Consider the following 25,905-nt stretch of genomic DNA (forward strand, 5'->3'; position numbering starts at 1 on the left):
ATGTGGATGATCTCCGCGGCCTGGTGGCCGAAGCAGTGGATGCCCAGGATCTCCAGGGTCTCGCGGTGGAAGAGGATCTTGAGGACCCCGACGGTGTAGCCGGTGATCTGGGCGCGGGCCAGGTTCTCGAAGGTGGCGCGGCCGATGCCGTAGGGGACCCGCTGCTCCGTGAGCTCCCGTTCGGTGCGGCCGAGGGAGCTGATCTCGGGGTTGGTGTAGATGCCGGTGGGGATGTCCTCGACGAGGCGGAAGTCGGTGACGCCGTTGATGATGTGCTGGGCGGCGAAGCGGCCCTGGTCGTAGCTTGCGCTGGCAAGCGCGGGGAAGCCGACGACGTCGCCGACGGCGTAGATGTGGGGCTGCGCGGTCTGGAAATATTCGTTCACCTCCACCTGGCCCCGATGGTTGACGGCGATGCCGAGCTCCTCCAGGCCGAGCCCTGCGGTGTTGCCGGTCCGCCCGTTGGCCCAGAGGAAGTAGTCGCTCTTGATGACCTTGCCGGAGCGCAGCTCGAGGGCGACGCCGTCCCCGTCGGCGGTGACGCGCTCGTAGCTCTCATTGTGGAAGAGGACCACCCCCTGCGTGCGCAGGTGGTAGCTGAGGGCGTCGGTGATCTCGTCGTCGAGATAGGACAGGAGCCGCTCGCGCGTGTTCACCAGGTTCACGGTGACGTCGAGGCCGGCGAAGATGGAGGCGTACTCGCAGCCGATGACACCGGCACCGTAGATGGTGATGGAGCGGGGTGTCTCGCGCAGATCGAGGACGGTGTCGCTGTCGAGGATGCGCGGGTGGGCGAAGTCCACGTCCTCGGGACGATAGGGGCGCGAGCCGGTGGCCACGACGAAGCGCTCGGCGTTGAGCTGCTTGCGCAGCCCCTCCGGTTCGCGGACCTCGAGGGTGTGGCTGTCGACGAAGCGGGCCTCGCCGGTGATCACGACGACACCGGCGCGATCGTAGGCCTGGCGGCGGACCCGGACCTGCTGCGCGATGACCTGCTGCGCCTGGCCGAGCATCGTCGGGTAGTCGGGTCGCAGGCGCGGCAACGCCCCCTGGCAGAGGGCGCTGTGGCGCAGCTCGCTGAACTGCTGCACGGCATGGCGCAGGACCTTGCTGGGGATGGTGCCGCGGTGGGTGCAGTTGCCGCCCACCCGGGGGCTTCGCTCCACCAGTGCCACGGAGAGTCCGTGCTGGGCCAGGGTCAGGGCGGCCCCCTCGCCCCCGGGGCCGCTTCCGATCACCACTGCGTCGTAGTGCGCCGTCTTCATCCGCCCGCTTCGTCCCCCTGCTCCGAAGCCCGTTTCCGCCCGGGCGGCCGGCATTCTATCATCCGATGGGTGCGGATCCCGTCCGGCGCCGTCCTCCGGATGGGATAGCCGCGGTGGCGCAGAGGGCATAGGCAGGCTTACCGTAACGGGAGGGGAGAGGATGCGCATCCGTGTCGCATGGCCCAGGGGGCAGGTGGTGGTCCGCCTCGCCGATACGCCGACGGCGCGCCGGCTCTACAAGTCGCTGCCGCACCGGACCACGGCCCAGACGTGGGGCGAGGAGGTCTACTTCGAGGTTCCGATGCGCGCCGAGCCCGAGCCCGGGGCGCGCGAGGTGGTGGAGCCGGGCACGGTCTGCTACTGGCCGGAGGGGCGCGCCCTGGCCATTCCCTACGGCCCCACCCCCATCGCCGAGCACGGCGAGTGCCGCCTGGCCTCGGCCTGCACCGTGCTGGGACGGGTGGAGGGTCACCTGGAGCGGTTGCGCACCATCCGCGACGGCGACCCCATCCGGATCAGCCTGGTGGGCGAGGCCTGAACCGCCCGGCCTCAGCGGGTCGGGGGCGGCAGCGGCGTCAGGCGGATGCGGCGGCGGCGCGGGCCGTCGAACTCGGCGAGGAAGATGCCCTGCCAGGTGCCGAGGGCGAGGCGGCCCTGCCGCACCGGGATCGTGAGGTCGCACCCCACCAGGACCGCCCGCAGGTGGGCCGCGGTGTTGCCCTCGGCGTGCCGGTCGCGGGGGTCGTCCCAGGGGACGAGCCGCTCGAGGCGCGCGATGAGGTCGCGGGCGACGTCCGGGTCGGCGTTCTCGTTGACGAGGAGGCCGCAGGTGGTGTGCTCGCAGAAGAGGTGCACCGCGCCCTCGCGCAGCCCCAGCGCCTCGATCCGGGCCTGGACGGCGCGGGTGATGGGCACGAGGGCCTGATGGGCGGGCGTCTCCACCTCGATCCGGTCGCTCATGGCGACGTTCCCCCCAGGCCGGTGATCCAGCGGCCGTAGATGCGGTCGGCGAGCCGGTGCAGCGCCCGGATGCGGGCCTCGAGGCCGCGGCACATGGCGTCGGCGTCCTGCACCGAGGGGGAGGGGATGAGCTCGTGGGCGTAGCGCTGCGCCCACGTGCGCACCAGCTCCTCGGTCATCTCCACGTGGAACTGCAGCGCCAGGGCGCTGCCGAGGCTGAAGGCCTGCTGCGCACACCAGCGGCTGGCGAGGAAGGGGCGCGCCGCCGGCGGCGGGGTGAAGGTCTCGCCGTGCCAGTGGAAGACCTCGAACGGCCCGGGGTCGTCGCCGAGCCAGGGCGCGGCGGCCTCGCGATCGATCACCTCCACCGGATGCCAGCCGATCTCGCGCACCGGATTCGCCTTGACCTGCCCGCCCAGCGCCTTGGCGATGAGCTGGCCGCCGAGGCAGTGGCCCAGCACCGGCAGCCCGCGCGCCACCGCCTCGCGGATGAGCGCAAGCTCCGGCTCGATCCAGGGCAGCGAGTCGTTGACGCTCATGGGGCCGCCCATGAGGACGAGGCCGGCGATGCCCTCGAGCCCGCCGGGGACGGGCTCGCCCTGGTCCAGCGCCACCAGTTTCCAGGGGATGCCGTTGCGGTCGAGGAACTCCGCGAGGTAGCCGGGCCCCTCGCAGTCCACGTGGCGGAGGATGCAGACCGTGCCCACGCCGTGCCGGGGCCGCCCCTCAGCAGGGCGGCTCCGCCTCCTTGTCGCGGTCGATCATGGCGTAGGCCGAATGGTTGTGGATGGACTCGAAGTTCTCCGACTCCACCACGTAGGCGGCGATGCGGTCGTCGGCGTTGAGGCGGGCGGCGACGTCGCGCACCATGTCCTCGACGAACTTCGGGTTGTCGTAGGCCCGCTCGGTGACGTACTTCTCGTCGGGGCGCTTGAGCAGCCCGAAGAGCTCGCACGAGGCCTCCTGCTCCACCAGCTCGATGAGCTCCTCGATCCAGACGAAGCCGCGCGTGCGCACCCGCACGGTGACGTGGGAGCGCTGGTTGTGGGCGCCGCGGTCGGAGATCTCCTTGGAGCAGGGGCAGAGGCTGGTCACCGGCACCACCACCTGGATCCAGGTGCGCACCTGCCCGTCCAGCAGCTCCGCGGTGAGCGTCACGTCGTAATCCATGAGGCTCTCGACGCCGGTGACGGGGGCGCGCTTGTTGACGAAGTAGGGGAAGCGCATCTCGATGTGCCCGGCCTCGGCCTCGAGCACCTGCACCATCTCGCAGAGCATGTCGCGGATGGAGTCCACCGAGATCTCGCGCTCGTGGCGGTTGAGGATCTCGACGAAGCGCGACATGTGCGTGCCCTTGAAGTTGTGGGGCAGGTTCACGTACATGTCGAAGCTGGCGACGGTGTGCTGCTCGCCGTCGCTGCGGTCGCGCACCCGCACCGGGTGGCGGATGTCCTTGATGCCGACGCGGTCGATGGGGATGCGCCGGGTATCGTGGCTGGACTGAACGTCGGCGATGCCGGCGTCGCGGCTGGAGTCGCTCATGATCGGTACCCGTCCTGACGGTGCCCGCGGCCGGACGCGGGGCCGCCAAGGTTAGCCCGCGGCGACGGGATTATAAACCCACCCATGCGGGGGGCTTCGGTGGCGCTCAGGCGAGGCGCTCCACCGCGTGGTCGGCGAGCCATGCCAGGACGGCGGCGCGTTCGCCGAGGGGGGCGAGGGTCTGCCGCGCCTCGTCGGCCAGCGCCCGCGCCGTCCGGCGCGCCTCCTCCAGCCCCAGCAGCGCCGGGTAGGTGGGCTTGCCGCGGGCGCGATCGGCGCCGCGGGCCTTGCCCATGACCTCTGGCTCGCCCTCCTCGTCGAGGATGTCGTCGCGGATCTGGAAGGCGAGTCCCAGGCACTTGGCGTAGTGGTCGAGGCGGGCCGCCTCGGGCCCGTCGCCGGCCACCACCGCGGCCATGCGCACGCAGGCGCGGATGAGGGCGCCGGTCTTGTGGATGTGCATGTCCTCGAGTTCCGCGATGCCGAGGGTGCGCCCGGTGGCGGCGAGGTCGATGGCCTGGCCCCCCGCCATGCCGCGCGAGCCCGCCGCCCTCGCCAGCTCCGCCACCAGCGCCGCCCGGCGCTCGCCGTCGAGGCCCGGGGCCGTGGCCAGGACCTCGAAGGCGCGTGTCTGCAGCGCATCGCCCGCGAGCAGGGCCATGGCCTCGCCGTAGACCTTGTGGCAGGTGGGGCGGCCCCGGCGCAGGTCGTCGTCGTCCATCGCCGGCAGGTCGTCGTGGACCAGGGAATAGGCGTGGATGAGCTCCACCGCCGCCGCCGGCGCATCCAGCAGGGCCTCGTCGGCGCCGAGCACGCCCCCTGCCGCGTAGACCAGGATCGGGCGCAGGCGCTTGCCGCCGCCGAGGGCGGCGTAGCGCATGGCCTCGTGCAGCGTCGCCGGATGGATCGTGGCCGGGGGCAGGGCCTGCTCCAGCGCCGCCTCGACGCGCCTTCGCCAGCGCGACAGAAGCGGCTCAAACCGCACCGTCGTCATCGTCCCCCCGCGCGGCCGCCTCTTCGGGCTCCGGCTCCGGCCGCCCCTCCTCGCTCAGCAGCAGCTCCACCTTCTGCTCGGCCTGCTCGAGGACCTGCTCGCACTGCCGGGCCAGGCGCACGCCGCGCTCGAACAGCGCCAGCGACTCCTCCAGCCCCAGCTCCCCCTGCTCGAGCCGGGCCACCAGCTCCTCCAGCTCGGCCATCGCCGCCTCGAAGCTCGACGGTTCCGACACCTTGCCCTCCCCCGCAGGATCCGCAGCGGGCTCACGGTAGAACAGGGCGGGCAGGCGGTCAAACGTCCTTGACATGACCTGGACCAAGTCTAAACTGTCCTGCGGGGGCGCCCCTGCTCCCGCATCGGATCCCATCGCGAGGAGGACGAGCCCATGGAGCTCAAGAACAGCAAGACCCACGAGAACCTCAAGGCCGCCTTCGCCGGCGAGTCCCAGGCCAACCGCCGCTACCTCTACTTCGCCGCCAAGGCCGACGTGGAGGGCTACAACGACGTCGCCGCCCTGTTCCGCTCCACCGCCGAGGGCGAGACCGGCCACGCCCACGGCCACCTGGAGTACCTGGAGCAGGTGGGCGATCCCGCCACCGGCGAGCCCATCGGCGACACCGTGGCCAACCTCAAGGCCGCCATCGCGGGCGAGACCTACGAGTACACGGACATGTACCCGGGGATGGCGCGGACCGCCCGCGAGGAGGGCTTCGACGAGATCGCCGACTGGTTCGAGACCCTCGCCAAGGCCGAGCGCTCCCACGCCCGGCGCTTCCAGAAGGCGCTCGAGGAGCTGCAGGCCGACGCCGGCTGAGGCGGCCGGGGGGCGCGCGTCGCCCCCCGGTGCGGGTGCGGGACGAGACGGAGGACGGCGCGATGGCGGAGGAGACGGAGCGCAGGGGTCGGGTGGAGGAGGGCGGCACGCGGGCGCCGCAGCGCCGGCCGCTGGCGTGGCGGGACCCGGCCTTCCATGACGAGGAGGCGCTGCTCGCCGAGATGGCGCGCGTGTTCGAGGTCTGCCACGGGTGCCGGCGGTGCTTCAGCCTCTGCAACGCCTTCCCCACCCTGTTCGACGCCATCGACGCCGGCGAGAGCGGCGAGCCCGAGGACCTGCCGCGCGAGGTCTACTGGCAGGTGGCCGAGCATTGCTACCTCTGCGATCTCTGCTTCCAGACCAAGTGCCCTTACGTGCCGCCGCACCCCTTCGACATCGACTTCCCGCACCTGATGCTGCGGGCCAAGGCGGTGCGGCTGCGCCAGGGGCGGGTGCGCCTTCGCGACCGCATCCTCACCGCCACCGACGCGGTCGGGCGGCTCGCCGGCATCCCCGTGGTGGTGGAGGCGGTCAACCGCGCCAACCGCAGCCCCCTCGCGCGCGCCCTCATGGAGCGGGTCCTCGGCGTGCACCGCGACGCCGCGCTGCCGCCCTACCGCGCCCGTCCCCTGCGGCGGCGCCTCGCCGCCGACGCCGAGGACGCCGAGGCACGCCCCGCCGGGCGCACCCGCGGGCGCGTGGTCCTCTTCGCCACCTGCTACGGCAACCGCAACGAGCCGGAGATCGGCGAGGACCTGGCCGCCGTGTTCCGCCACAACGGCATCCCGGTGACCCTGACGCGGCGCGAACGCTGCTGCGGCATGCCGCGCATGGAGCTCGGCGACCTCGAGGAGGTGGTGCGGCTGGCCGAGATCAACCTGCCGCAGCTGCTGCCCCTGGTGGAGGCGGGCTGGGACGTGGTGGCGCCGGTGCCTTCCTGCGTCCTCCTGTTCCGGCGCGAGCTGCCTCTGCTGCTGCCCGGGGACGAGCGCGTGGCGCGCGTCGCGCAGGCCTTCTTCGACCCCTTCGAGTACCTGTGGCTGCGCCACCGCGAGGGGCTGCTGCGCACCGACTTCCGCAACCCGCTGGGACGCATCGCCTACCACGTGCCCTGCCACCTGCGGGTGCAGAACATCGGCCTGAAGACGCGCGACGTGCTCGCCCTCGTGCCCGGGACCGAGATCGAGGTCATCGAGCGCTGCTCCGGGCACGACGGCACCTACGCGGTCAAGCGCGAGTACCACGAGACCAGCATGCGCATCGGCCGCCCGGTCTTCGAGCGCGTGCGCCGCGCCCGGGCCGAGCACTACGCCAGCGACTGCCCCATGGCCGGGCGGCAGATCGGCAGCGGGCTCGGCGACGGCTCGAGCCCGGTGCATCCGATGACGCTGCTGCGGCGGGCCTACGGCATCTGAGGGAGGGACCGATGGAGAAGCTCACCCGCGACGACCTGTTGCCGCTCGAGCGCTACGCCGAGGCGAGGCCGCGGCTGCGCGCCGAGGTCATGGCCCACAAGCGGCGCCGCCGCGTCCCGGTGGGGCCGCACGTGACCCTGCACTTCGAGGACCGGCTCACCATGCGCTACCAGGTGCAGGAGATGCTGCGCGCCGAGCGCATCTTCGAGCCGGCCGAGATCGAGGCCGAGCTCGCCGTCTACAACCCGCTGATCCCGGACGGGCACAACTGGAAGGCCACCCTCATGATCGAGTTCGACGATCCCGCGGTGCGCCGGCGCGAGCTCGCCCGTCTCGTGGGGATCGAGGACCGGGTCTGGGTGCGGGTGGCCGGCTTCCCGCCGGTCTACGCCGTCGCCGACGAGGACCTGCAGCGCGACACCGGCGAGAAGACCTCGGCGGTGCACTTCCTGCGCTTCGAGCTCACCCCGGAGATGGTGCGCGCGGTGCGCGCCGGTGCCGACGTCGCCCTCGGCATCGACCACCCCGCCTACCGCCACGCCGTGGAGTCCCTGCCGGAGCCGGTGCGGGCCTCCCTGGCCGAGGATCTCGACCCCCCCGCCTGAGCCGCGGGGGCGTTCGTGCCGCGCCCCCGATGCGGCTAGACTAGCGCCCCCATGAACGGGAGCATCCTCCCCGCGCTCGTCGTCGGCGCCGCGGCCCTGCCGGCCGCCGCGGCGCCGGTGCCCCTCCCGGCGGGGGTGCCGGGACAGTGGATCGAGCTCGAGGTGCGCGACCGCGCCGTCCTGCGCTACGCCATCGCGCCGGAGAGCCTCGCCGTGGGCGGGGACGGCGTCGTGCGCTACGTGGTGGCGCTGCCGAGCGGCTCGGCGCGCAACGTGGTCTTCGAGGGCATCCGCTGCGGCGACGCCCGCTACACCCTCTACGCCTACCTGGCGCCCGATGGGCGGTGGCGCCGCTACCCGGGGGAAGGCTGGCATCGCGTCGCGCGCGGCGCCGGCCATCGCGTGGTGCTCTACCGCCGCCACTTCTGCGACCAGCGGGGGCGGCCGCGGCCGCGGGCCGAGATCCTGCGCCGGCTCGGCGCCGAGGCCGTGCGGGGGGCGCCATGAGCAGCGTCTACGACGCCGCCTCCATCGAGGTGCTCACGGGGCTCGAGCCGGTCCGCCGCCGCCCCGGCATGTACACCGACACCGCGCGCCCGGATCACCTCGCCCAGGAGGTCATCGACAACGCGGTGGACGAGGCCATCGAGGGCCACGCCCGCGAGATCACGGTGATCCTCCACGAGGACGAGTCGCTGGAGGTGATCGACGACGGCCGCGGCATGCCCGTGGACGTCCACCCCGAGGAGGGGCGTCCGGGGGTGGAGGTGATCCTCACGCGCCTCCACGCCGGGGGCAAGTTCTCCCGCAAGAACTACCGCTTCTCGGGGGGGCTGCACGGGGTCGGCGTCTCGGTGGTGAACGCCCTCTCGCGCCGCCTCGAGGTCTGGGTCTGGCGCGACGGGGCCGAGCACCACATGGCCTTCGCGCACGGCGAGCCCCTGGGGCCCCTGGAGCGCACCGGCGAGGTGCCGCGCCGGCGCACCGGCACGCGCCTGCGCTTCTGGCCCGAGCCGCGCCACTTCGACAGCCCGCGCTTCTCGCTGCCGCGCCTGCGCCATCTGCTGCGCGCCAAGGCGGTGCTGCTGCCGGGTCTTGCGGTGCATCTGGAGGATCGCCGCGCCGGCACGCGCGAGACCTGGCGCTACGAGGCGGGGCTCGCCGGGTATCTCGCGGCCGCGCTGGGGGCGGCGCCGCGCCTGCCCGCCGAGCCCTTCACCGGCAGCTTCGCCGCCGAGGAGGAGGCGGTGGACTGGGCCCTGGCCTGGCTTCCCGAGGGCGGGGAGCCGGTGGCCGAGAGCTACGTCAACCTCGTCCCGACGCCCCAGGGGGGCACCCACGTCAACGGCCTGCGCACGGGGCTGACCGAGGCCCTGCGGGAGTTCTGCGACCTGCGCGGGCTGCTCCCGCGCGGGGTGCGCCTCGCCCCCGATGACGTCTGGGACCGGCTCGCCTACGTGCTCTCGGTCCGGCTCGCGGAGCCGCAGTTCTCGGGCCAGACCAAGGAGCGGCTGACCTCGCGGGCCTGCGCGGCGTTCGTCGCCGGCGTGGTCAAGGACGCCTTCAGCCTCTGGCTGCACCAGCACCCGCAGGCCGGGGAGGCCATCGCGCAGCTCGCCATCGCCGAGGCCCAGCGCCGCCTCCGCGCCGCGCGCAAGGTGGAGCGCAAGCGCGTCACCGGCGGCCCGGCGCTGCCCGGGAAGCTGGCCGACTGCACCCTCCAGGACCCCGCCCGCACCGAGCTCTTCCTGGTGGAGGGCGACTCGGCCGGCGGCTCGGCCCGTCAGGCCCGCGACCGCCAGTTCCAGGCCGTGCTGCCGCTGCGGGGGAAGATCCTCAACACCTGGGAGGTGGCGCCCGAGCAGGTGCTGGCCTCGCAGGAGGTGCACGACATCGCGGTGGCCATCGGCGTCGATCCGGGCTCGGACCGGCTCGACGGGCTGCGCTACGGCAAGGTCTGTATCCTCGCCGACGCCGACTCCGACGGCAACCACATCGCGACCCTGCTGTGCGCGCTGTTCCTGCGCCACTTCCGGCCCCTGGTCGCGGCCGGGCACGTCTACGTGGCGATGCCGCCCCTCTACCGCATCGACGTGGGCAAGGACGTCTACTACGCCCTCGACGACGAGGAGCGCCAGGGGATCCTCGACCGCATCGCCGCCGAGGGCCGCCGCGGCCGGGTGACGGTGACGCGCTTCAAGGGGCTCGGGGAGATGAATCCGATGCAGCTGCGCGAGACCACCATGGATCCGGACACCCGCCGGCTCGTGCGCCTGACCCTCTCGCCCGGCGACGACGACGGCGAGCTGCTGGACCTGCTGCTCGCCCGGCGGCGGGCCGCCGATCGGCGCGCCTGGCTCGAGGCGAGGGGCAATCTCGCCCGCATCCGGTGATCGGGCCCGGACCGCGCGAGGAGACCGCCATGGAGAGCCTGCCCATCCGCCAGTTCGCCGAGCGGGCCTATCTCGACTACGCCATGTACGTGGTCCTCGACCGCGCCTTGCCGCACATCGGCGACGGCCTCAAGCCGGTCCAGCGGCGCATCGTCTACGCCATGTCGGAGCTCGGCCTCGGCCCCGGCGCCAAGCCCAAGAAGGCGGCGCGCACCGTCGGCGACGTCCTCGGCAAGTACCACCCGCACGGGGATGCGGCCTGCTACGAGGCCATGGTCCTCATGGCCCAGCCCTTCTCCTGCCGCTACCCGCTCATCGACGGCCAGGGCAACTGGGGCTCGCCGGACGACCCCAAGTCGTTCGCCGCCATGCGCTACACCGAGGCGCGGCTGACCCCCTACGCAAGGCTGCTCCTGGAGGAGCTGGGGCAGGGCACGACGGACTGGGTGCCCAACTTCGACGGCACCCTCGAGGAGCCGGCGGTGCTCCCGGCGCGGGTCCCCAACGTGCTCCTCAACGGCACCACCGGGATCGCCGTCGGCATGGCCACGGACATCCCGCCCCACAACCTGAGGGAGGTGGTGGCGGCCTGCCTGCTGCTGCTGGAGCGGCCCGAGGCCTCCATCGAGGAGATCATGGCGCGGCTGCCCGGCCCCGACTTTCCCACCGAGGCCGAGATCGTCACCCCGCGCGAGGAGCTCGCGCGCATCTACGAGACCGGATCGGGCACCCTGCGCGCACGGGCGCGCTGGGAGCAGGACGGGGCCGAGATCGTGATCACCGCCCTGCCCTATCAGGTCTCGGGGGCGCGGGTGCTGGAGCAGATCGCGCGCGAGATGCAGGCGAAGCGGCTGCCCATGGTGGAGGACCTGCGCGACGAGTCCGACCACGAGAACCCGACACGGCTGGTCCTGACCCTGCGCTCGCGCCGCGTCGATGCCGAGGCGGTCATGGCCCACCTCTTCGCCACCACCGATCTCGAGCGCAGCTACCGCGTCAACCTCAACCTCATCGGCCTCGACGGCCGCCCCGGCGTGCGGCCGCTGCCGGAGCTGCTGCTGGAGTGGCTCGACTTCCGGCGCGCCACCGTGCGCCGCCGCCTCGAGCACCGCCTCGGCCGCGTGCGCGAGCGCCTCCACGTCCTCGAGGGGCTGCGCATCGCCTACCTCCACATCGACGAGGTGATCGAGATCATCCGCCGCGAGGACGAGCCCAAGCCGGTGCTCATGGCCCGCTTCGGCCTCACCGACGCCCAGGCCGAGGCCATCCTGGAGCTGCGGCTGCGCCACCTGGCGCGGCTCGAGGAGATGCGGCTGCGCGCCGAGCAGGACGCGCTCGAGGCCGAGCGCGAGACGATCGAGGCGGTGCTGGGCTCGGAGGCCCGGCTCTCGGCGCTCGTCGCCGAGGAGCTTACCGCCGACGCCGAGCGGCACGGCGACGCACGGCGCTCGCCCATCGTGGAGCGCCGGCCGGCGCGCGCCCTCGACCCGCGCGCCCTCGTCCCCAGCGAGCCGGTGACCGTCGTGCTCTCGCGCAAGGGCTGGGTGCGCGCCGCCAGGGGCCATGAGGTGGATCCCGAGGCCCTCGCCTACCGTGCCGGCGACGGCTTCCTCGCCGCCGCCCGCGGCCGCAGCAGCGACGTCGCCGTCTTCCTCGACTCCACGGGGCGGGTCTACGCCGTGCCGGCGCATGTCCTGCCCTCGGCGCGCGGCCAGGGCGAGCCGCTCAGCGGGCGCGTCTCGCCCCCGGACGGGGCCCGCTTCCTCTCCGTGCTCATGGGGCCGGAGGAGCAGGCGGTGCTCCTTGCCTGCGACGCAGGCTTCGGCTTCATCGCCCGCCTCGGCGCGCTGCAGCCGCGCCAGCGCGGCGGCCGCGCCGTGCTGGCGCTGCCCGAAGGTGCTTCGCCGCTGCCGGCGGTGCCGCTCGCCGACGTGGAGGCCGATCTGGTGGTGGCGGCCTCGTCGGATGGGCGCCTGCTGGCCTTCCCGGCGGCGGAGCTTCCGCGCATGGCCCGCGGCAAGGGGCAGCGCATCCTCGCCCTGCCCCGCGGCGGTGCGGCGCGGATGGTGGCGGTGGCGGCGGTGGGGCCGGGGCGCATCCTGCGCGTGCACTGCGGCAGGCGCCACCTGCGCCTGGGCTTCGCCGACCTCGAGCCCTACCTGGGGCCGCGCGGGCGCCGGGGACGGGCCCTGCCGCGCGGCTTCCAGCGCGTGGAGCGCCTCGAGGTGGTGTGATCAGGGAGGCCGGCGGCCCCCTGCACCGGCGCGCCCCCCGTCTGCACGCGCCGTTCCACGCCGGCTATACTACCCGCCTTCCGCCGTAAGTGCCCCCGCGGCGGGAACTTTATCGAGGAGACGGTTTCCAATGATCGGCTCCGTGGGGGCGGTTCGCCGCGGGGCCGCACGGGATGTCCTGCCGCTCGAGACGGAGGGAACGATGAAGCGTGTGATGCTCTTCCTGGGCACGAACGTGGCCGTGCTCCTGGTCATGAGCGTGTCGCTGCGCCTGCTCGGGGTCGACCGGATCCTCGAGCAGGGCGCCGGGATCGACTTCGAGGCGCTGCTCGTCTTCGCCGCCCTGCTGGGCATGGGCGGCTCGTTCATCTCGCTCGCCCTCTCCAAGTGGACCGCGATCCACATGATGGGGCTGCGTGTCATCGAGGAGCCGGCCGACGCCACCGAGGCCTGGCTGGTGGAGACGGTGGGGCGTCTTGCCCGCGAGGCGGGCATCGGCACGCCGGACGTGGCCGTCTACGAGGGGGCCGAGATGAACGCCTTCGCCACCGGTATGGACCGCGACCACGCCCTCGTGGCGGTGAGCACGGGGCTGCTGCGCGGCATGCGCCCGGAGGAGGTGGAGGCGGTGCTCGGCCACGAGGTCAGCCACATCGCCAACGGCGACATGGTCACCCTGGCCCTCATCCAGGGGGTGGTCAACACCTTCGTGATCGTGCTCTCGCGCGTGGTCGGGCACGTCATCGACCGGGTGGTCCTCCGCAACGAGCGCGGCTACGGCCCGGGCTTCTTCGTCGCCACCCTCGTGGCGCAGGTGGTGCTGGGGATCCTCGCCAGCATCATCGTCTTCTGGTTCTCCCGCCGGCGCGAGTTCCGGGCCGATGCGGGCGGGGCGCGCCTTGCCGGGCGCGCGCCCATGATCGCGGCGCTGCGGCGGCTGGCGGCCCAGCACGAGGCCGAGCCGCTGCCCGACCAGCTTGCGGCCTTCGGCATCTCCGGGCGCGTGGGGCAGGGCCTGGCGCGGCTGTTCATGACCCACCCGCCGATCGAGGAGCGCATCGCCGCCCTCGAGGCCATGGCCTGAGGGCGCCGTTGGCCCCCCCACCGGGCCGGCGGCTACAATGTGGGCCCTTCGTGGCTGCGGGAGACGGGGATGAGGCTTGCGAGGGCCTTTGCGGGGCTGCGCCCCGCGCCGGGGCGGGCGGCGGAGGTCATCGCGCCGCCCTACGACGTGGTCTCGACCGAGGAGGCGCGTGCCCTCGCCGCCGGGCGCCCGTGGAGCTTCCTGCACATCTCGCGCCCGGAGATCGACCTCCCGCCCGGCACCGATCCCCATGACGATGCGGTCTACCGGCGCGGCGCCGAGAACCTGGCGCGGATGATGCGCGAGGGGGTGCTGGTGCGCGATCCCGCCCCGCGGCTGTACGTCTACCGCATGGCCGCGGAGGGCCACGAGCAGACGGGCGTGGTCGCCGCGGTCTCGGTGGCGGCCTACGAGGCGGGGCGGGTGCGCCGGCACGAGCATACCCGCCCGGACAAGGAGGCCGACCGCGCGCGCCAGATCGACGTCCTCGACGCCCAGACCGGCCCGGTCCTGCTCGCGCATCGCGGAAGCGGCGCGCTGCAGGCGCTGGTGGCGGAGGTGGCGGCGGCCCCTCCCGAGGTGGACGTGGTCGCGCCCCACGACGGCGTCCGCCACCAGATCTGGCCGGTCGCCGACCCGGCGCGGGTGGCGGCCCTGGAGGCGGCCCTCGACGCGCTGGATGCCCTCTACATCGCCGACGGGCATCACCGCTCGGCGGCCGCGGCCCGGGTCGCGGCCGAGCGCCGCCGCCGCCACGGGGACGACCCCGAGGCCCCTTGGGCGCGCTTCCTCGGCGTCATCTTCCCTGCGGCGCAGATGCGCATCCTCGACTACAACCGCGTCGTGCGCGATCTCGCCGGCCACACCCCGGAGGGCTTCCTGGAGGCGCTGCGCCGCCGCATGCGGGTGGAACCGGCGGAGCGTCCGGTGGCCCCCGAGCGGCCGGCCACCTTCGGCATGTACCTCGACGGGCGCTGGTACCGCCTCGCACTGGATCCGTCGCGGCTGCCGGAGGATCCGGTCCGGCGCCTGGACGTGAGCCTGCTCTCGGAGCACGTCCTCGAGCCCCTGCTCGGGATCCGCGACCCGCGCCGCGATGCGCGGATCGACTTCGTGGGCGGGGTGCGGGGGCTCGCGGAGCTCGAGCGCCGCGTCGACGCCGGCGAGATGGCGGTGGCCTTCTCCATGCACCCGACGCCCATGGAGGCCCTCATGGCGGTGGCCGACCGCGGCGAGGTGATGCCGCCCAAGTCCACCTGGTTCGAGCCCAAGCTCGCCGACGGCCTCGTCTCGCACCTGCTCGGGCCGGCGCCGTGACGGCGGATGGGGCGATGTGCTAACGTCCCCCATTCCCCAACGGCAGAGTCAGGATCATGCTGGAGAGGCTGCGAGAGGACATCCGCTGCGTCTTCGAGCGCGACCCTGCGGCGCGCAGCGTCCTCGAGGTGGTCACGGCCTACCCCGGGCTGCACGCCATCCTCATCCACCGCCTCGCCCACTGGCTCTGGAACCACGGGCTCAAGTGGCTGGGGCGCTTCGTCTCCCACATCGGGCGCTGGCTCACGGGGATCGAGATCCATCCCGGGGCCCGCATCGGGCGGCGCTTCTTCATCGACCACGGGATGGGGGTGGTGATCGGCGAGACGGCCGAGATCGGCGACGACTGCACCCTCTACCACGGCGTCACGCTCGGCGGCACCACGTGGGAGAAGGGCAAGCGCCACCCGACCCTCGGCAACAACGTCGTGGTCGGCGCCGGGGCCAAGGTCCTCGGGCCGATCCGCATCGGCGACGGCGCCCGCATCGGCTCCAACTCCGTGGTGCTCAAGGACGTGCCCGCGGGGGCCACGGTGGTGGGGGTCCCGGGGGTGGTGGTGCCGCCGCGGCGCAGCGCGGGCGAGCGCAAGCGCGCCGAGATCGCCCGCAAGATGGGCTTCGACGCCTACGGCGCCACCCGGGACATGCCCGACCCGGTGGCCCACGCCATCAACCGCATGCTCGACCACATCCACCTCATGGACCGCCGCATGGAAGCCCTGTGCCAGGCGCTGCGGGAGATGGGGGTGCGCGTCGACGCCGAGTGCCTGCCGGAGATGGAACCGGTGGAGATCGAGAGCACGGCACCGGGCGAGGAGCCGCCCCGCCACGGGCAGGACGCGGCGGCCGGGGAGGCCGGCGCCGGGGAAGGCGGGGCCGAGGCGGAGGGCGGGTCCGGGCGCGCCGCCGGCAATAATTGATGATCCCACTATGCTTTGTGGGATAATGGCCGCGGGCCAAGCGCCAGACGAGGACTTGCCATGAGACTGACCACCAAGGGGCGCTACGCAGTCACGGCGATGCTCGATCTCGCCCTGCGCGAGGGGGAGGGGCCCATCACCCTGGCCCAGATCTCGCGCCGCCAGGGGATCTCGCTCTCCTATCTGGAACAGCTCTTCGCCAAGCTCCGGCGCAGGGGGCTGGTGGCCAGCGTGCGCGGCCCCGGCGGCGGCTACCGGCTGGCCCGGCCGGCCGCGGAGATCGCCGTCGGCGACGTCATCGCGGCGGTGGACGAGGAGGTCAGCGCCATGCGCTGCGGCGGGCTCGGCAACTGCCACGACGACGAGCCCTGCCTCACCCACGAGCTCTGGTGCGAGCTCAGCCGGCGCATCCAGGACTTCCTCGCCGGCATCAGCCTCGGGGACCTGGTGGCGCGGCGGGAGATCCGCGAGATCGCGGTGCGGCAGGAGGCGCGCGCCGCCGGGGCCGAGGCGGGCGAGCGGCTCGCCGGTTGAGCACCCCGTGATCTACCTCGACTACGCCGCCACGACCCCGGCCGACCCCCGCGTGGTGCGGGCGATGCAGGCCCACCTCGGCCCCGACGGGCTCTTCGCCAATCCGTCGGCGACGAGCCACGCCCCGGGGCGGCAGGCCGCCGAGGCGGTGGAGCGGGCGCGGGCCCGCGTCGCGGCCCTCATCGGCGCCCGCGAGGTGCTCTTCACCTCCGGCGCCACCGAGGCCAACAACCTCGCCGTGCTGGGGATGGCGCGGGCGCTGCGCCGCCGCGGCCGCCACGTCGTGACCTGCGCCAGCGAGCATCCCTCGGTGCTCGACGCCTGCAGGGCGCTCGACCGCGAGGGCTTCGAGGTCACGGTGCTGGCGCCGGACGAGGGGGGGCGGCTCGCGCCGGAGCGGCTGCGCGAGGCCCTGCGGCCGGACACGGTGCTGGTGAGCGTGATGCTCGCCAACAACGAGACCGGCGTGGTGCAGGACGTGGCGGCGCTGGCCGAGCTCGCCCGCGGCCGCGGCGCCGTCTTCCACACCGACGCCGTGCAGGCGGTGGGGCGGATGCCGGTGCGGGTGGGCGACCTGGGGGTGGATCTGCTCTCGTTCACGGCGCACAAGCTCTACGGGCCCAAGGGCGTGGGGGCGCTGTGGATCCGCGACGGGCTCGACCCCCTGCCCGAGCCCCTGATGCACGGCGGCGGTCAGGAGCGCGGCCTGCGCCCCGGGACGCTGCCCACCCACCAGATCGTGGGGTTCGCCGAGGCCTGCCGCATCGCCGCCGAGGAGGGGCCCGCGGAGTGGGCGCGTCTGGCCGAGCTGACCGCGCGCCTGGAGGCCCGGCTCGCCGCCGCGGGGATGACGGCGCGCAACGGCGATCCCGCCCGCGCCGTCCCCGGGATCCTCAACATGGCCTTCTGCGGGGTGGACGCCGACGTGCTCCTCAGCCTGCTGGAGGGGGTGGCCTGCGCCAGCGGGGCGGCCTGCCATGCCGGCGACGTCCGCGGCTCCCACGTGCTGAGGGCGATGGGGCTTGCGCAGTGGCGTGTCCGCGGCGCCCTCCGCCTCTCCCTCGGCCGCTACACCACCGCCGAGGAGGTGGAGGAGGCGGCGGCGCGGATCACCGCCCTGGTGGCGCGGCTGCGCGCCGGGCGGCGCCTCGCCTGCTGAGGAACCGCACGGGCGGCGGCGCGGTCCCAAGGGGCGTCGACGCGAGACGGAGGAGGTGCAAGCGATGGCGATCCGGCTGACCGAGGCGGCCCGCGAGCGGGTCCGCGGCTTTCTGGCCCAGGACGGGAGCGCGGTGGGGCTGCGCCTGGGCGTGCGCGCCATGGGCTGCTCCGGCTACTCGTACGTCATGGATCTCGCCCGCGAGGTGGGCGAGGACGACGTCGTCTTCGAGGATGACGGCGTGCGCGTGGTGGTGGACCGGGAGAGCCTGCGGCTGCTGGACGGCACCGAGGTGGACTTCGCCCGCGAGGGCCTCAGCGAGGGCTTCCGCTTCCGCAACCCCAACGTGCGGGCCACCTGCGGCTGCGGCGACAGCTTCACCGTCTGAGCGCGTTTGCCACCCCCGCGGCCGGCGGGTAGACTGGTGCGCCCGCAGCCGGCGGCCGGCCGGCGCACGTCCACATAAGCCCGCGTCCCGGCGCGGGTTTTCGTGTTAGATTAGGCCGATTCCAGGAAAAGGGGGTCCCATGGCCATTGAGCGCACGCTCTCCATCATCAAGCCCGACGCGGTGGCGAAGAACATCATCGGCAAGATCTACACCCGCTTCGAGGAGGCGGGCCTGCGCATCGTCGCCGCCAAGATGCTGCACCTGACGCGGGAGCAGGCCGAGGGCTTCTACGAGGTCCACCGCGAGCGCCCCTTCTTCAAGGACCTGGTGGCCTACATGACCTCGGGGCCGGTGATGGTGCAGGTGCTGGAGGGCGAGGACGCCATCGCGCGCAACCGCGAGATCATGGGGGCCACGGATCCCCGTCAGGCGGCGCCGGGCACGATCCGCGCCGACTTCGCCGAGAGCATCGAGGAGAACGCGGTCCACGGCTCCGACGGTCCCGAGACCGCGGCGCGCGAGATCGCCTTCTTCTTCAAGCCGGAGGAGATTTGCCCGCGGACGCGCTGAAGACCGCAGGGGGCGGACGCACGAACCTCCTCGGCCTCGACCGCGGGGGGCTCGCGGCCTACTTCGCGCAGCGCGGGGAGCCCGCCTTCCGCGCGGTGCAGCTCGCCCGCTGGGTCTATCGCCGCGGGGTCACCGACTTCGCGGCCATGACCGATCTGTCCAAGGGGCTGCGGGCGCGGCTGGCGGAGGAGGCCGAGCTCACCCTGCCCGAGGTGCTGGCCGAGCGGGTCTCCGCCGACGGCACGCGCAAGTGGCTGCTGCGCCTCGCCGACGGCAACGCCGTCGAGACGGTGTTCATCCCCGAGCCGGACCGGGGCACCCTGTGCGTGTCCTCGCAGGTGGGCTGCGTCCTCAACTGCAGCTTCTGCATGACCGCCCGCCAGGGCTTCTCGCGCAACCTCACCGCGGCCGAGATCGTCGCCCAGGTGTGGCTGGCGCAGCAGCGCCTCGGCGGCTTCGCCATCGCCGAGCGCAGCCGCCGGCCCATCACCAACGTCGTCCTCATGGGCATGGGCGAGCCGCTGCTCAACCTCGAGGCGGTGATCCCGGCGCTGCGCCTGCTGGTGGACGACCACGGCTTCGGCCTCTCGCGCCGCCGCGTCACCGTGAGCACCGCCGGCGTCGTGCCCGGCATCCGGCGGCTGCGCGAGGCGGCGCCGGTGAGCCTCGCCGTCTCCCTCCACGCCACCACCGACGCCCTGCGCGACCGCCTCGTGCCCCTCAACCGCAAGTACCCGATCCGGGAGCTGCTGGCCGCCTGCGCCGAGTACGTGGCCGACGACCCGCGCCGGCGGGTCACCTTCGAGTACGTGCTGCTTGCCGGCGTCAACGACGCCGTGGCCGACGCCGAGGCCCTGGTGCGTCTGCTGCGCGGGATCCCGGCCAAGGTCAACCTCATCCCCTTCAACCCCTTCCCGGGCGCCCCCTACCGGCGCCCGGCGCAGGCCGCGGTGGACCGCTTCCGCGATGTCCTGCTGGCGGCGGGCATGACGGCGATCACGCGGCGGCCGCGCGGCGACGACATCGAGGCCGCCTGCGGCCAGCTCGCGGGGCAGGTGCGGAGCCGCGTGCGCCGGCGCTTTCCGGAGGCGGCGGCGTGAGGGCGGCGGCGGCGCTCGTGCTGCTGGCCCTGGCGGGCTGCGCCGCGGGGCCGGCGCCGGGCGAGGGCGGGAACGACCGCAGCGCGGCCGCCTACACCGGTCTCGGCATCGCCTATCTGCGCGAGGGCAAGCTCGAGCAGGCCCTCGATCGGCTGCAGCGCGCGATCGCCGCCGATCCGGGCAACGCCACCGCCCACTCCGCCCTCGGGGTCGTCTACGAGCGCATGGGGCGGGAGGCGGAGGCGGACCGGCACTACCGGCGGGCGGTGGAGCTGGCGCCCGAGGACCCCAACGCCCTCAACAACCTCGGCCGCTTCCTCTGCGCCCGCGGCGGGCGCGAGGAGGCGATGCGCCTGTTCGAGCGGGCGGCGTCGGCGCCGGGCTACGGGGCGCCGTGGGTGGCATGGACCAACGCGGGGCTGTGCGCGCTCGCGGGCGGCGACCGCGCGGGGGCGGAGGCGCGCCTGCGTCGGGCGCTGCAGCTCAATCCCCGCTTCGCCCCGGCCCTGCTGCCCATGGTCGGGGTGAGCCTCGAGCGCGGCCGGGCCCTGAGCGCCCGCGGCTACCTGCAGCGCTACCACGAGGTGGCGCCGCCGAGCGCCGAGTCGCTGTGGCTCGGGGTGCAGGTGGAGCAGGCCCTGGGTGACCGCGATGCCGCCGCCCGCTATGCTTCGCGGCTCAGGAGCCGGTTCCCCGACAGCCCCCAGGCCCGGGCCCTGGAGGCGGCGGAGGAAGGGTCGTGAGCGAGGCGCCCGAGCGAGTGGAGGCGGCGGAGCCCGCGCCGGCGGCGGCCGGGGCACGGCTGCGCGAGGCGCGGCGGGCCCTCGGCTGGTCCGAGGACGAGGCGGCCCAGCGCCTGCGGGTGCCGCGCCGCTACGTGGAGGCGCTGGAGGCCGGGCGCTGCGAGGAGCTGCCGGGGCCGGTGTTCGCGCGGGGCTACGTGCGCAGCTACGCCCGGCTGCTGGGGCTGCCCGAGGACGAGCTGCTGGCGGCGCTGGCACCGCAGCCGCCGGAGCCGGCCGCACCGAGGCCGCGCACCGCCGGGCGTCCCCGGCTGGAGCGGGTGGCGCTGGTCTGGGGCACGCCCCTGGTGGCGGCGATCGCGGCGGTCCTGGTCTGGCTCGGCTGGCGGGGTCCGGCCGGCGGGCCTGCGGAGGAGCCGCCCGCGGTGCAGGCCCAGGCGCCGGTGGCGTCGGAGCCTGTGCCGCCACCGCCCGCAGCGCAGCCTGCGCCCGTGCCGGCGGCGGAGCCGGCGCCGCCCGCGGCGGAGTCTGCGCCGGCCGCGGAGGAGCCCTTGCCGGCCGCGGCGCAGCTCGCGCCGGCGCCGGTGGGCGAGGCGGCGACGGAGACGGTGGCGGATGCGGGGGGGCGCGCCGTGGACGGGGCCGGGCCGCCGGCGCCCGCGGCGGCGGGCACCCCGGCGCCGGGGGCCGAGGCCGACTCCGGCGGTGGGGCGGAGGCCGCATCCGGCGAGGACGCGGCGCAGCCGCCCCCGCCGGCGCAGCCCGCCGGCGACGTCCTGACCCTGACCGTCGCCGGCGGCGACAGCTGGGTGGAGGTCCGCGATGCGCGGGGCGAGCGGCTCGTCTACCAGCTCCTCCGGGACGGGGCGGTACGCCGGGTGCAGGGCGAGGCGCCGTTCCGCGTCCTCCTCGGCAACGCGGGTGCGGTCCGCCTCGAGCTCAACGGCCAGGCCCTGACGCCGCCGCAGCCGCCGGCGAGCGGGGTCCTGCGCTGGACCACGCCGGAGGGCTGAGCGGTGGTGGCGGCGGCGCAAGCGGGCTGGGTGCGCGGGCTCGGGGCGGTGCGCCGTCGCTCGCGCCCCATCCGCGTCGGCCGCGTCACCGTCGGCGGCGATGCGCCGGTGGCGGTGCAGAGCATGACCAACACCGACACCTGCGACGTCGCGGCGACGGTGGCCCAGGTGCGGGCCCTGGAGGCCGCCGGGGCGGACATCGTCCGCATCTCCGTGCCGAGCATGGAGGCGGCCGAGGCCTTCGGCCGCATCCGGCGGGAGGTGGAGGTGCCGCTGGTGGCCGACATCCACTTCGACTACCGCATCGCCCTGCGCGTGGCCGAGCTGGGCGCCGACTGCCTGCGCATCAACCCGGGCAACATCGGCCGCGAGGAGCGGGTGCGGGCGGTGATCGCGGCCGCCCGCGAGCGCGGCATCCCGATCCGCATCGGCGTCAACGCGGGCTCCCTGGAGAAGGAGCTGCTCGCCCGCTACGGCGAGCCCACCGCCGAGGCCCTGGTGGAGTCGGCCCTGCGCCACGTGGCGATCCTCGAGCGCCACGACTTCCCGGACTTCAAGGTCAGTCTCAAGGCCTCGGACGTGCCCATGACCGTGGCCGCCTACCGCATGCTGGCGCGGCGCATCGAGCAGCCGCTGCACCTCGGCATCACCGAGGCGGGGGGGCTGCTGCCGGGCGCGGTGAAGTCGGCCGTGGGGCTGGGGATGCTGCTCGCCGAGGGCATCGGCGACACCCTGCGGGTGTCGCTGGCGGCGGATCCGGTCGAGGAGGTCCGCGTCGGCTACGAGATCCTCAAGAGCCTGGGGCTTCGCGCGCGGGGGGTCAACCTCATCGCCTGCCCCACCTGCTCGCGCCAGCGCTTCGACGTCATCGGCGTGACCCGCGAGCTGGAGCGGCGGCTGGCCGACGTGCGCGAGCCCATCGACGTCGCCGTCATCGGCTGCGTCGTCAACGGGCCCGGCGAGGCCCGCATCGCCGAGGTGGGCGTCACCGGCGGCGAGCCCAACCTGCTCTACGTGCAGGGGCGGCCGGCGGGCAAGGTGGACGACGAGGCCCTCGTGGATGCCGTCGAGCGCGCGGTGCGCGAGCGGCTCGCGCGCCGCGGCTGATCCCGGTCCCTGGATGCATCGTCACTGCCGCGCAGGCAGGGAGGGGGGAGATTGAGCGCGACGATCCAGGCCGTGCGGGGGATGCACGACATCCTGCCCGAGGAGTGCGGCCGCTGGCAGCGGGTGGAGGCGGCCATCGCCGAGGTGTTGGCCGCCTACGGCTACCGGGAGATCCGCACCCCGGTGGTGGAGCGCACGGAGCTCTTCGCCCGCTCCATCGGCGAGGTCACCGACATCGTCGAGAAGGAGATGTACACCTTCCGGGACCGCAACGGCGAAAGCCTCAGCCTGCGCCCGGAGGGGACCGCGGGGTGTGTGCGCGCGGGCATCGAGCACGGGCTGCTGCGCAACCAGGCCCACCGGCTCTGGTACCGCGGCCCCATGTTCCGGCACGAGCGCCCCCAGAAGGGCCGCTACCGGCAGTTCCATCAGGTGGGCGTGGAGGTGTTCGGGCTCCCGGGCCCGGATGTGGACGCCGAGCTCATCCTGCTCTCGGCCCGCATCTGGCGCGCCCTCGGCGTGGAGGGGGCGCTGCGGCTGGAGATCAACTCCCTCGGCACCGCCGAGGAGCGGGCCGCCTACCGCCGCGGGCTCGTGGCCTACCTGGAGCGGCACGTGGACCGGCTCGACGCCGACAGCCGCCGCCGCCTCGCCACCAACCCACTGCGCATCCTCGACAGCAAGGATCCGGAGACGCGCGCGGTGGTGGCGGAGGCGCCGCGGCTGTGGGACCATCTCGGCCCCGAGTCGCGGGCCCACTTCGAGGGCCTCAGGGCGCTGCTGGACGAGGCCGGCGTGCGCTACGAGGTCAATCCCTACCTCGTGCGCGGCCTCGACTACTACGCCCGCACCGTCTTCGAATGGATCACCGACCGGCTCGGTGCGCAGGGGACCGTGTGCGCCGGCGGCCGCTACGACGGGCTCGTGGCGCAGCTCGGCGGGCAGCCGACGCCCGGGGTGGGCTTCGCCATCGGCCTCGAGCGGCTGGTGGAGCTGCTGGGGGAGGGGGCGGGACCGGACCCGCAGGCACCCCACGCCTATCTGGTCTCGGTGGGCGAGGGCACGCGCGCGGCGGCGCTCCTGCTCGCCGAGGCGCTGCGCGATGCGGTGCCGGGGCTGCGGCTGCTGGTGCACTGCGGCGAGGGCGGGTTCAAGGCGCAGCTCAGGCGGGCCGACCGCAGCGGCGCGCGCTGGGCGGTGATCCTGGGCGAGAGCGAGCTCGCCGAGGGCCGCGTCGGGCTCAAGGACCTGCGCGCCGACGCGCCCCAGCGCAGCCTCGCGCGCGAGGCGCTGGCCGGGGAGCTGGCGCGGCTGCTGAGGGAGGAGGCAGGCTGATGGTGGACGGTTACGTATCGGACCACGAGCGCGCCGAGGCGGTGCGCAAGTGGCTGCGCGACAACGGCGCCGCCGTCGTGGTGGGGGTGGCGCTGGGGCTCGGGGCGCTGTTCGGCTACCGCTGGTGGCAGGCGCGGGCGCAGGCCCACGCCGAGGCCGCCTCCGCCGCCTACGAGCAGGTCCTGGCGGCGCTGCGGGCGGGGGACGCCCAGGCGCTGGAGGCGCAGGTGCGCGTGCTCGCCGAGGGCGGCTTCGAGGACACCGCCTACGCCGCCCTGGCGGCGCTTGCCCAGGCGCGGGCGCGGCTCGATGCAGGGGATGCCGAGGGGGCCGAGGCCGCCCTGCGCCGGGTCGAGGCCGAGGCGCCGTGGCCGGCGCTGCGGGATCTGGCGCGGCTGCGCCTTGCGCGGCTGCGCCTTGCGGCCGGCGACGCCGAGGGCGCGGCGCGCCTCCTCGGGGGTGTCGCGGGCGGTTTCGAGGCGGCGCGGGCGGAGCTTCGCGGCGACATCGCCCGGGCCCGGGGCGAGCGCGAGGAGGCGGTGGCCGCCTACCGCGAGGCCCTGGCCGCCGGCGCCGCCAACCGCGGCCTGCTGCGCATGAAGCTCGAGGCGCTCGGGGCGGGCGCCGGATGACGAGGGCGGCGCTGCTGGCGATGGCGCTCCTGCTCGCCGGCTGCGGCGGGGCCGAGGTGCTGGATCCGCCGGCGCCGCTGCCCGCGGACGAGGGTGTCGCGCCGCTCGTGCCGCGCTGGCGTCTGCCCCTCGCGGGGGCGGTGGAGGGGCTCAGGCCGCGGCCCGCGGTGGCCGGCGACCGGGTGCTCGCGATGGCGCCGGCGGGCGAGGTGGTGGCGGCGGGCCTCGAGGACGGCCGCGTGCACTGGCGGGCGGCGGCGGGCACCGGGCTCACCGCCGGGGTCGGTGTGGGCGAGGGCCTCGCCGTGGCCGCCGGCGGCGAGGGCGAGGTCCTGGCCTTCGCCCTCGAGGACGGTCGCCTGCGCTGGCGCGTGACGGTGGAGGGGGAGGTGCTGGCCCCGCCCACGGTGGCCGGCGGGCGGGTCTTCCTGCGCACCGCCGAGGGCCGGCTGCTCGCCCTCGACGCCGCCGACGGCCGCCGGCTCTGGGTGCAGGAGCAGGCGGTGCCGGCGCTGTCGCTGCGGGGCACGGCCCGCGCCGTCCCCAGCGACGGCGCGGTGGTCACCGGCTGGGCCGACGGGCGCGTGAGCGCCCACCGGGTGGCCGACGGGGCGCCGCTGTGGGTGGTGCGGCTGGCGACCCCCAGGGGGACGACGGAGCCGGCGCGCATGGTGGACGTGGACGCCGATCCGGTGGTGGCCGACGGCCAGGTCTACGCCGCCGCCTACCAGGGAAGGATCGGGGCCATCGCCGCTGGCGGCGGGGTCCTTCTGTGGGCGCGGGACCTCTCGGTCTGGTCGGGGATCGCGGTCGCCGGCGAGGCGGTGGTGGCGAGTGCGGCCGACGGCGTGGTGTGGGCCCTGGAGCGGGCCGGCGGGCGGGCGCTGTGGCGGCAGGAGGCGCTGCGCAACCGGCGCCTGAGCGGCCCGGTCCTGCATGCCGGCCTCCTGTGGGTGGGGGATCTCGAGGGCTGGGTGCACGCCCTCGACCCGGCCGACGGCGCCCTGCGGGGGCGGGTGCGGGCGGGCGAGGGCCAGGTGCTGGCCCTGGTGGCGACGACGGCGGGGCTGCTGGTGCGCCACGCCGAGGGCCTGACCCTGCTGGCGGCGCCGCGCGGGGGCTGAGCGCCGTGCTGGAGGCGCTGGCCCACTACGGGCACTTCCTGGTCACCCTGCTCGCGGTCATGGACCCCTTTGCCGCGGTGCCCGTCTTCCTCGCCCTCACGGAGCGGCAGACGGCACCGCAGCGGCGGCGCACGGCGGGGGTCACCGCGGCGACGGTGCTGGCGGTGCTGGGGCTCTCGGCGGTCTTCGGCGAGGCGGTGCTGCGGGCGATGGGGGCGAGCCTGGCGTCGTTTCGCATCGGCGGCGGCATCATCCTCCTCATGATGGCGCTGGAGATGCTGCGCGCGCGCCCGAGCCAGGTCCAGCAGACGCCGGAGGAGATCGCCGAGGCGGGGGCGCGCGAGCAGGTGGCGGTGGTGCCCCTCGGGGTGCCGCTGCTCGCCGGACCCGGTGCCATCAGCGCCGTGATCATCGAGGCCCACCGCGAGGCGGGGCTCGGTCACCGGGCCGCGGTACTGCTGGCGGTGGCGCTGGCGGCCCTGCTGCTGTGGGCGACCCTGCGCCTTGCCGCACCCATCGGCGCCCGCCTCGGCCACATCGGGATCAGCATCGCCAACCGACTGGTGGGCCTGGTGCTCGCGGCGATTGCGGTGGAGATCCTGGTGGGGGGGCTGCGCGAGACCTTCCCGGTGCTGGCCGGGGGCTGAGCCCGG

28 protein-coding genes (1 of these 28 cut by a window edge) are annotated in these 25,905 nt (G+C 74.7%); 22 read left to right on the forward strand and 6 right to left on the reverse strand.

Annotation, left to right across the window (positions count from 1 at the left end; translation table 11 throughout):
• Positions 1-1,265: the 5' portion of a Si-specific NAD(P)(+) transhydrogenase gene (sthA, locus tag EDC57_RS11910; protein WP_123402115.1), read on the reverse strand. It extends 130 nt beyond the left edge of the window; only the first 1,265 of its 1,395 coding nucleotides appear in the window; the start codon lies at positions 1,263-1,265; its stop codon lies beyond the left edge, outside the window.
• A gap of 160 nt (positions 1,266-1,425) precedes the next feature.
• Here sthA and EDC57_RS11915 point away from each other — a divergent pair, with 160 nt between their 5' ends.
• The gene (locus EDC57_RS11915) at positions 1,426-1,803 is read left to right on the forward strand and encodes a cyclophilin-like fold protein (RefSeq protein WP_123402116.1); all 378 of its coding nucleotides are present in this window, start codon (positions 1,426-1,428) and stop codon (positions 1,801-1,803) included.
• A gap of 11 nt (positions 1,804-1,814) precedes the next feature.
• Here the strand turns inward: EDC57_RS11915 and EDC57_RS11920 are convergent, their stop codons facing one another.
• The 5 genes from EDC57_RS11920 to EDC57_RS11940 form a co-directional block, all read right to left on the reverse strand.
• Positions 1,815-2,225 carry a secondary thiamine-phosphate synthase enzyme YjbQ gene (locus EDC57_RS11920; RefSeq protein WP_123402117.1) on the reverse strand — a complete coding sequence of 137 codons (411 nt, stop codon included), beginning with the start codon at positions 2,223-2,225 and terminating at the stop codon, positions 1,815-1,817.
• Positions 2,222-2,932 (reverse strand): type 1 glutamine amidotransferase, encoded by a 711-nt coding sequence (locus tag EDC57_RS11925; protein WP_123402118.1) that lies wholly within the window; start codon positions 2,930-2,932, stop codon positions 2,222-2,224. The genes EDC57_RS11920 and EDC57_RS11925 overlap by 4 nt, the downstream gene beginning before the upstream one ends.
• Positions 2,933-2,951: 19 nt before the next feature.
• Entirely contained in the window at positions 2,952-3,767 is an 816-nt protein-coding gene (folE2, locus tag EDC57_RS11930) for a GTP cyclohydrolase FolE2 (RefSeq protein ID WP_123402119.1), read from the reverse strand.
• Positions 3,768-3,873: 106 nt separating this feature from the next.
• Positions 3,874-4,761 (reverse strand): (2E,6E)-farnesyl diphosphate synthase, encoded by an 888-nt coding sequence (gene ispA / locus EDC57_RS11935; RefSeq protein WP_123402120.1) that lies wholly within the window; start codon positions 4,759-4,761, stop codon positions 3,874-3,876.
• Positions 4,742-4,996 (reverse strand): exodeoxyribonuclease VII small subunit, encoded by a 255-nt coding sequence (locus EDC57_RS11940; RefSeq protein WP_281272262.1) that lies wholly within the window; start codon positions 4,994-4,996, stop codon positions 4,742-4,744. Before EDC57_RS11940 ends, ispA begins: the two co-directional genes overlap by 20 nt.
• A 153-nt stretch (positions 4,997-5,149) precedes the next feature.
• Here EDC57_RS11940 and EDC57_RS11945 point away from each other — a divergent pair, with 153 nt between their 5' ends.
• The 21 genes from EDC57_RS11945 (at position 5,150) to EDC57_RS12040 (ending at position 25,899) form a co-directional block, all read left to right on the forward strand.
• Positions 5,150-5,578 carry a rubrerythrin family protein gene (locus EDC57_RS11945; protein ID WP_123402121.1) on the forward strand — a complete coding sequence of 143 codons (429 nt, stop codon included), beginning with the start codon at positions 5,150-5,152 and terminating at the stop codon, positions 5,576-5,578.
• 62 nt (positions 5,579-5,640) lie between these two features.
• Positions 5,641-6,993 carry a heterodisulfide reductase-related iron-sulfur binding cluster gene (locus tag EDC57_RS11950; protein WP_123402263.1) on the forward strand — a complete coding sequence of 451 codons (1,353 nt, stop codon included), beginning with the start codon at positions 5,641-5,643 and terminating at the stop codon, positions 6,991-6,993.
• Between the two features lie 11 nt (positions 6,994-7,004).
• A complete protein-coding gene (locus EDC57_RS11955; protein WP_123402122.1) occupies positions 7,005-7,598 on the forward strand; it encodes a DUF3501 family protein in 594 nt (197 codons plus the stop codon).
• Positions 7,599-7,649: 51 nt separating this feature from the next.
• The gene (locus tag EDC57_RS11960; RefSeq protein WP_123402123.1) at positions 7,650-8,105 is read left to right on the forward strand and encodes a CNP1-like family protein; all 456 of its coding nucleotides are present in this window, start codon (positions 7,650-7,652) and stop codon (positions 8,103-8,105) included.
• The gene (parE, locus tag EDC57_RS11965) at positions 8,102-9,991 is read left to right on the forward strand and encodes a DNA topoisomerase IV subunit B (RefSeq protein WP_123402124.1); all 1,890 of its coding nucleotides are present in this window, start codon (positions 8,102-8,104) and stop codon (positions 9,989-9,991) included. Before EDC57_RS11960 ends, parE begins: the two co-directional genes overlap by 4 nt.
• A gap of 29 nt (positions 9,992-10,020) precedes the next feature.
• A complete protein-coding gene (parC, locus tag EDC57_RS11970) occupies positions 10,021-12,225 on the forward strand; it encodes a DNA topoisomerase IV subunit A (RefSeq protein ID WP_123402264.1) in 2,205 nt (734 codons plus the stop codon).
• Positions 12,226-12,427: 202 nt separating this feature from the next.
• On the forward strand, positions 12,428-13,309 hold the full coding sequence (gene htpX / locus EDC57_RS11975) for a protease HtpX (protein ID WP_123402125.1): 882 nt from the start codon (positions 12,428-12,430) through the stop codon (positions 13,307-13,309).
• 69 nt (positions 13,310-13,378) lie between these two features.
• Positions 13,379-14,626 carry a DUF1015 domain-containing protein gene (locus tag EDC57_RS11980; protein WP_123402126.1) on the forward strand — a complete coding sequence of 416 codons (1,248 nt, stop codon included), beginning with the start codon at positions 13,379-13,381 and terminating at the stop codon, positions 14,624-14,626.
• 56 nt (positions 14,627-14,682) lie between these two features.
• Entirely contained in the window at positions 14,683-15,546 is an 864-nt protein-coding gene (gene cysE, locus EDC57_RS11985; protein ID WP_123402127.1) for a serine O-acetyltransferase, read from the forward strand.
• A gap of 60 nt (positions 15,547-15,606) precedes the next feature.
• Positions 15,607-16,080 carry a Fe-S cluster assembly transcription factor gene (locus tag EDC57_RS11990; protein WP_123402128.1) on the forward strand — a complete coding sequence of 158 codons (474 nt, stop codon included), beginning with the start codon at positions 15,607-15,609 and terminating at the stop codon, positions 16,078-16,080.
• A 7-nt stretch (positions 16,081-16,087) separates the two neighbouring features.
• Positions 16,088-17,239 (forward strand): cysteine desulfurase family protein, encoded by a 1,152-nt coding sequence (locus EDC57_RS11995; RefSeq protein WP_123402129.1) that lies wholly within the window; start codon positions 16,088-16,090, stop codon positions 17,237-17,239.
• 64 nt (positions 17,240-17,303) lie between these two features.
• Positions 17,304-17,627 carry a HesB/IscA family protein gene (locus EDC57_RS12000; protein WP_123402130.1) on the forward strand — a complete coding sequence of 108 codons (324 nt, stop codon included), beginning with the start codon at positions 17,304-17,306 and terminating at the stop codon, positions 17,625-17,627.
• A 139-nt stretch (positions 17,628-17,766) separates the two neighbouring features.
• Complete coding sequence (gene ndk / locus EDC57_RS12005; RefSeq protein WP_123402131.1) at positions 17,767-18,198, forward strand: nucleoside-diphosphate kinase; 432 nt, start codon at positions 17,767-17,769, stop codon at positions 18,196-18,198.
• The gene (gene rlmN, locus EDC57_RS12875) at positions 18,195-19,298 is read left to right on the forward strand and encodes a dual-specificity RNA methyltransferase RlmN (protein ID WP_211332009.1); all 1,104 of its coding nucleotides are present in this window, start codon (positions 18,195-18,197) and stop codon (positions 19,296-19,298) included. The genes ndk and rlmN overlap by 4 nt, the downstream gene beginning before the upstream one ends.
• Positions 19,295-20,041: a type IV pilus biogenesis/stability protein PilW gene (gene pilW / locus EDC57_RS12880; RefSeq protein WP_170165143.1), complete on the forward strand. Its 747-nt coding sequence runs from the start codon at positions 19,295-19,297 to the stop codon at positions 20,039-20,041. Before rlmN ends, pilW begins: the two co-directional genes overlap by 4 nt.
• Positions 20,038-21,054 (forward strand): helix-turn-helix domain-containing protein, encoded by a 1,017-nt coding sequence (locus EDC57_RS12015; protein ID WP_123402132.1) that lies wholly within the window; start codon positions 20,038-20,040, stop codon positions 21,052-21,054. Before pilW ends, EDC57_RS12015 begins: the two co-directional genes overlap by 4 nt.
• Positions 21,055-21,060: 6 nt before the next feature.
• Entirely contained in the window at positions 21,061-22,161 is a 1,101-nt protein-coding gene (ispG, locus tag EDC57_RS12020; RefSeq protein WP_425454800.1) for a flavodoxin-dependent (E)-4-hydroxy-3-methylbut-2-enyl-diphosphate synthase, read from the forward strand.
• A gap of 51 nt (positions 22,162-22,212) precedes the next feature.
• Positions 22,213-23,496 carry a histidine--tRNA ligase gene (hisS, locus tag EDC57_RS12025; RefSeq protein ID WP_123402133.1) on the forward strand — a complete coding sequence of 428 codons (1,284 nt, stop codon included), beginning with the start codon at positions 22,213-22,215 and terminating at the stop codon, positions 23,494-23,496.
• A complete protein-coding gene (locus EDC57_RS12030) occupies positions 23,496-24,128 on the forward strand; it encodes a YfgM family protein (protein ID WP_123402134.1) in 633 nt (210 codons plus the stop codon). Before hisS ends, EDC57_RS12030 begins: the two co-directional genes overlap by 1 nt.
• The gene (bamB, locus tag EDC57_RS12035; protein ID WP_123402135.1) at positions 24,125-25,252 is read left to right on the forward strand and encodes an outer membrane protein assembly factor BamB; all 1,128 of its coding nucleotides are present in this window, start codon (positions 24,125-24,127) and stop codon (positions 25,250-25,252) included. Before EDC57_RS12030 ends, bamB begins: the two co-directional genes overlap by 4 nt.
• A gap of 5 nt (positions 25,253-25,257) precedes the next feature.
• A complete protein-coding gene (locus tag EDC57_RS12040) occupies positions 25,258-25,899 on the forward strand; it encodes a MarC family protein (protein ID WP_123402136.1) in 642 nt (213 codons plus the stop codon).
• The last annotated feature ends 6 nt before the right edge of the window (positions 25,900-25,905 follow it).

Origin of the sequence: Inmirania thermothiophila (assembly GCF_003751635.1) — a bacterium.
Classification (GTDB): domain Bacteria; phylum Pseudomonadota; class Gammaproteobacteria; order DSM-100275; family DSM-100275; genus Inmirania; species Inmirania thermothiophila.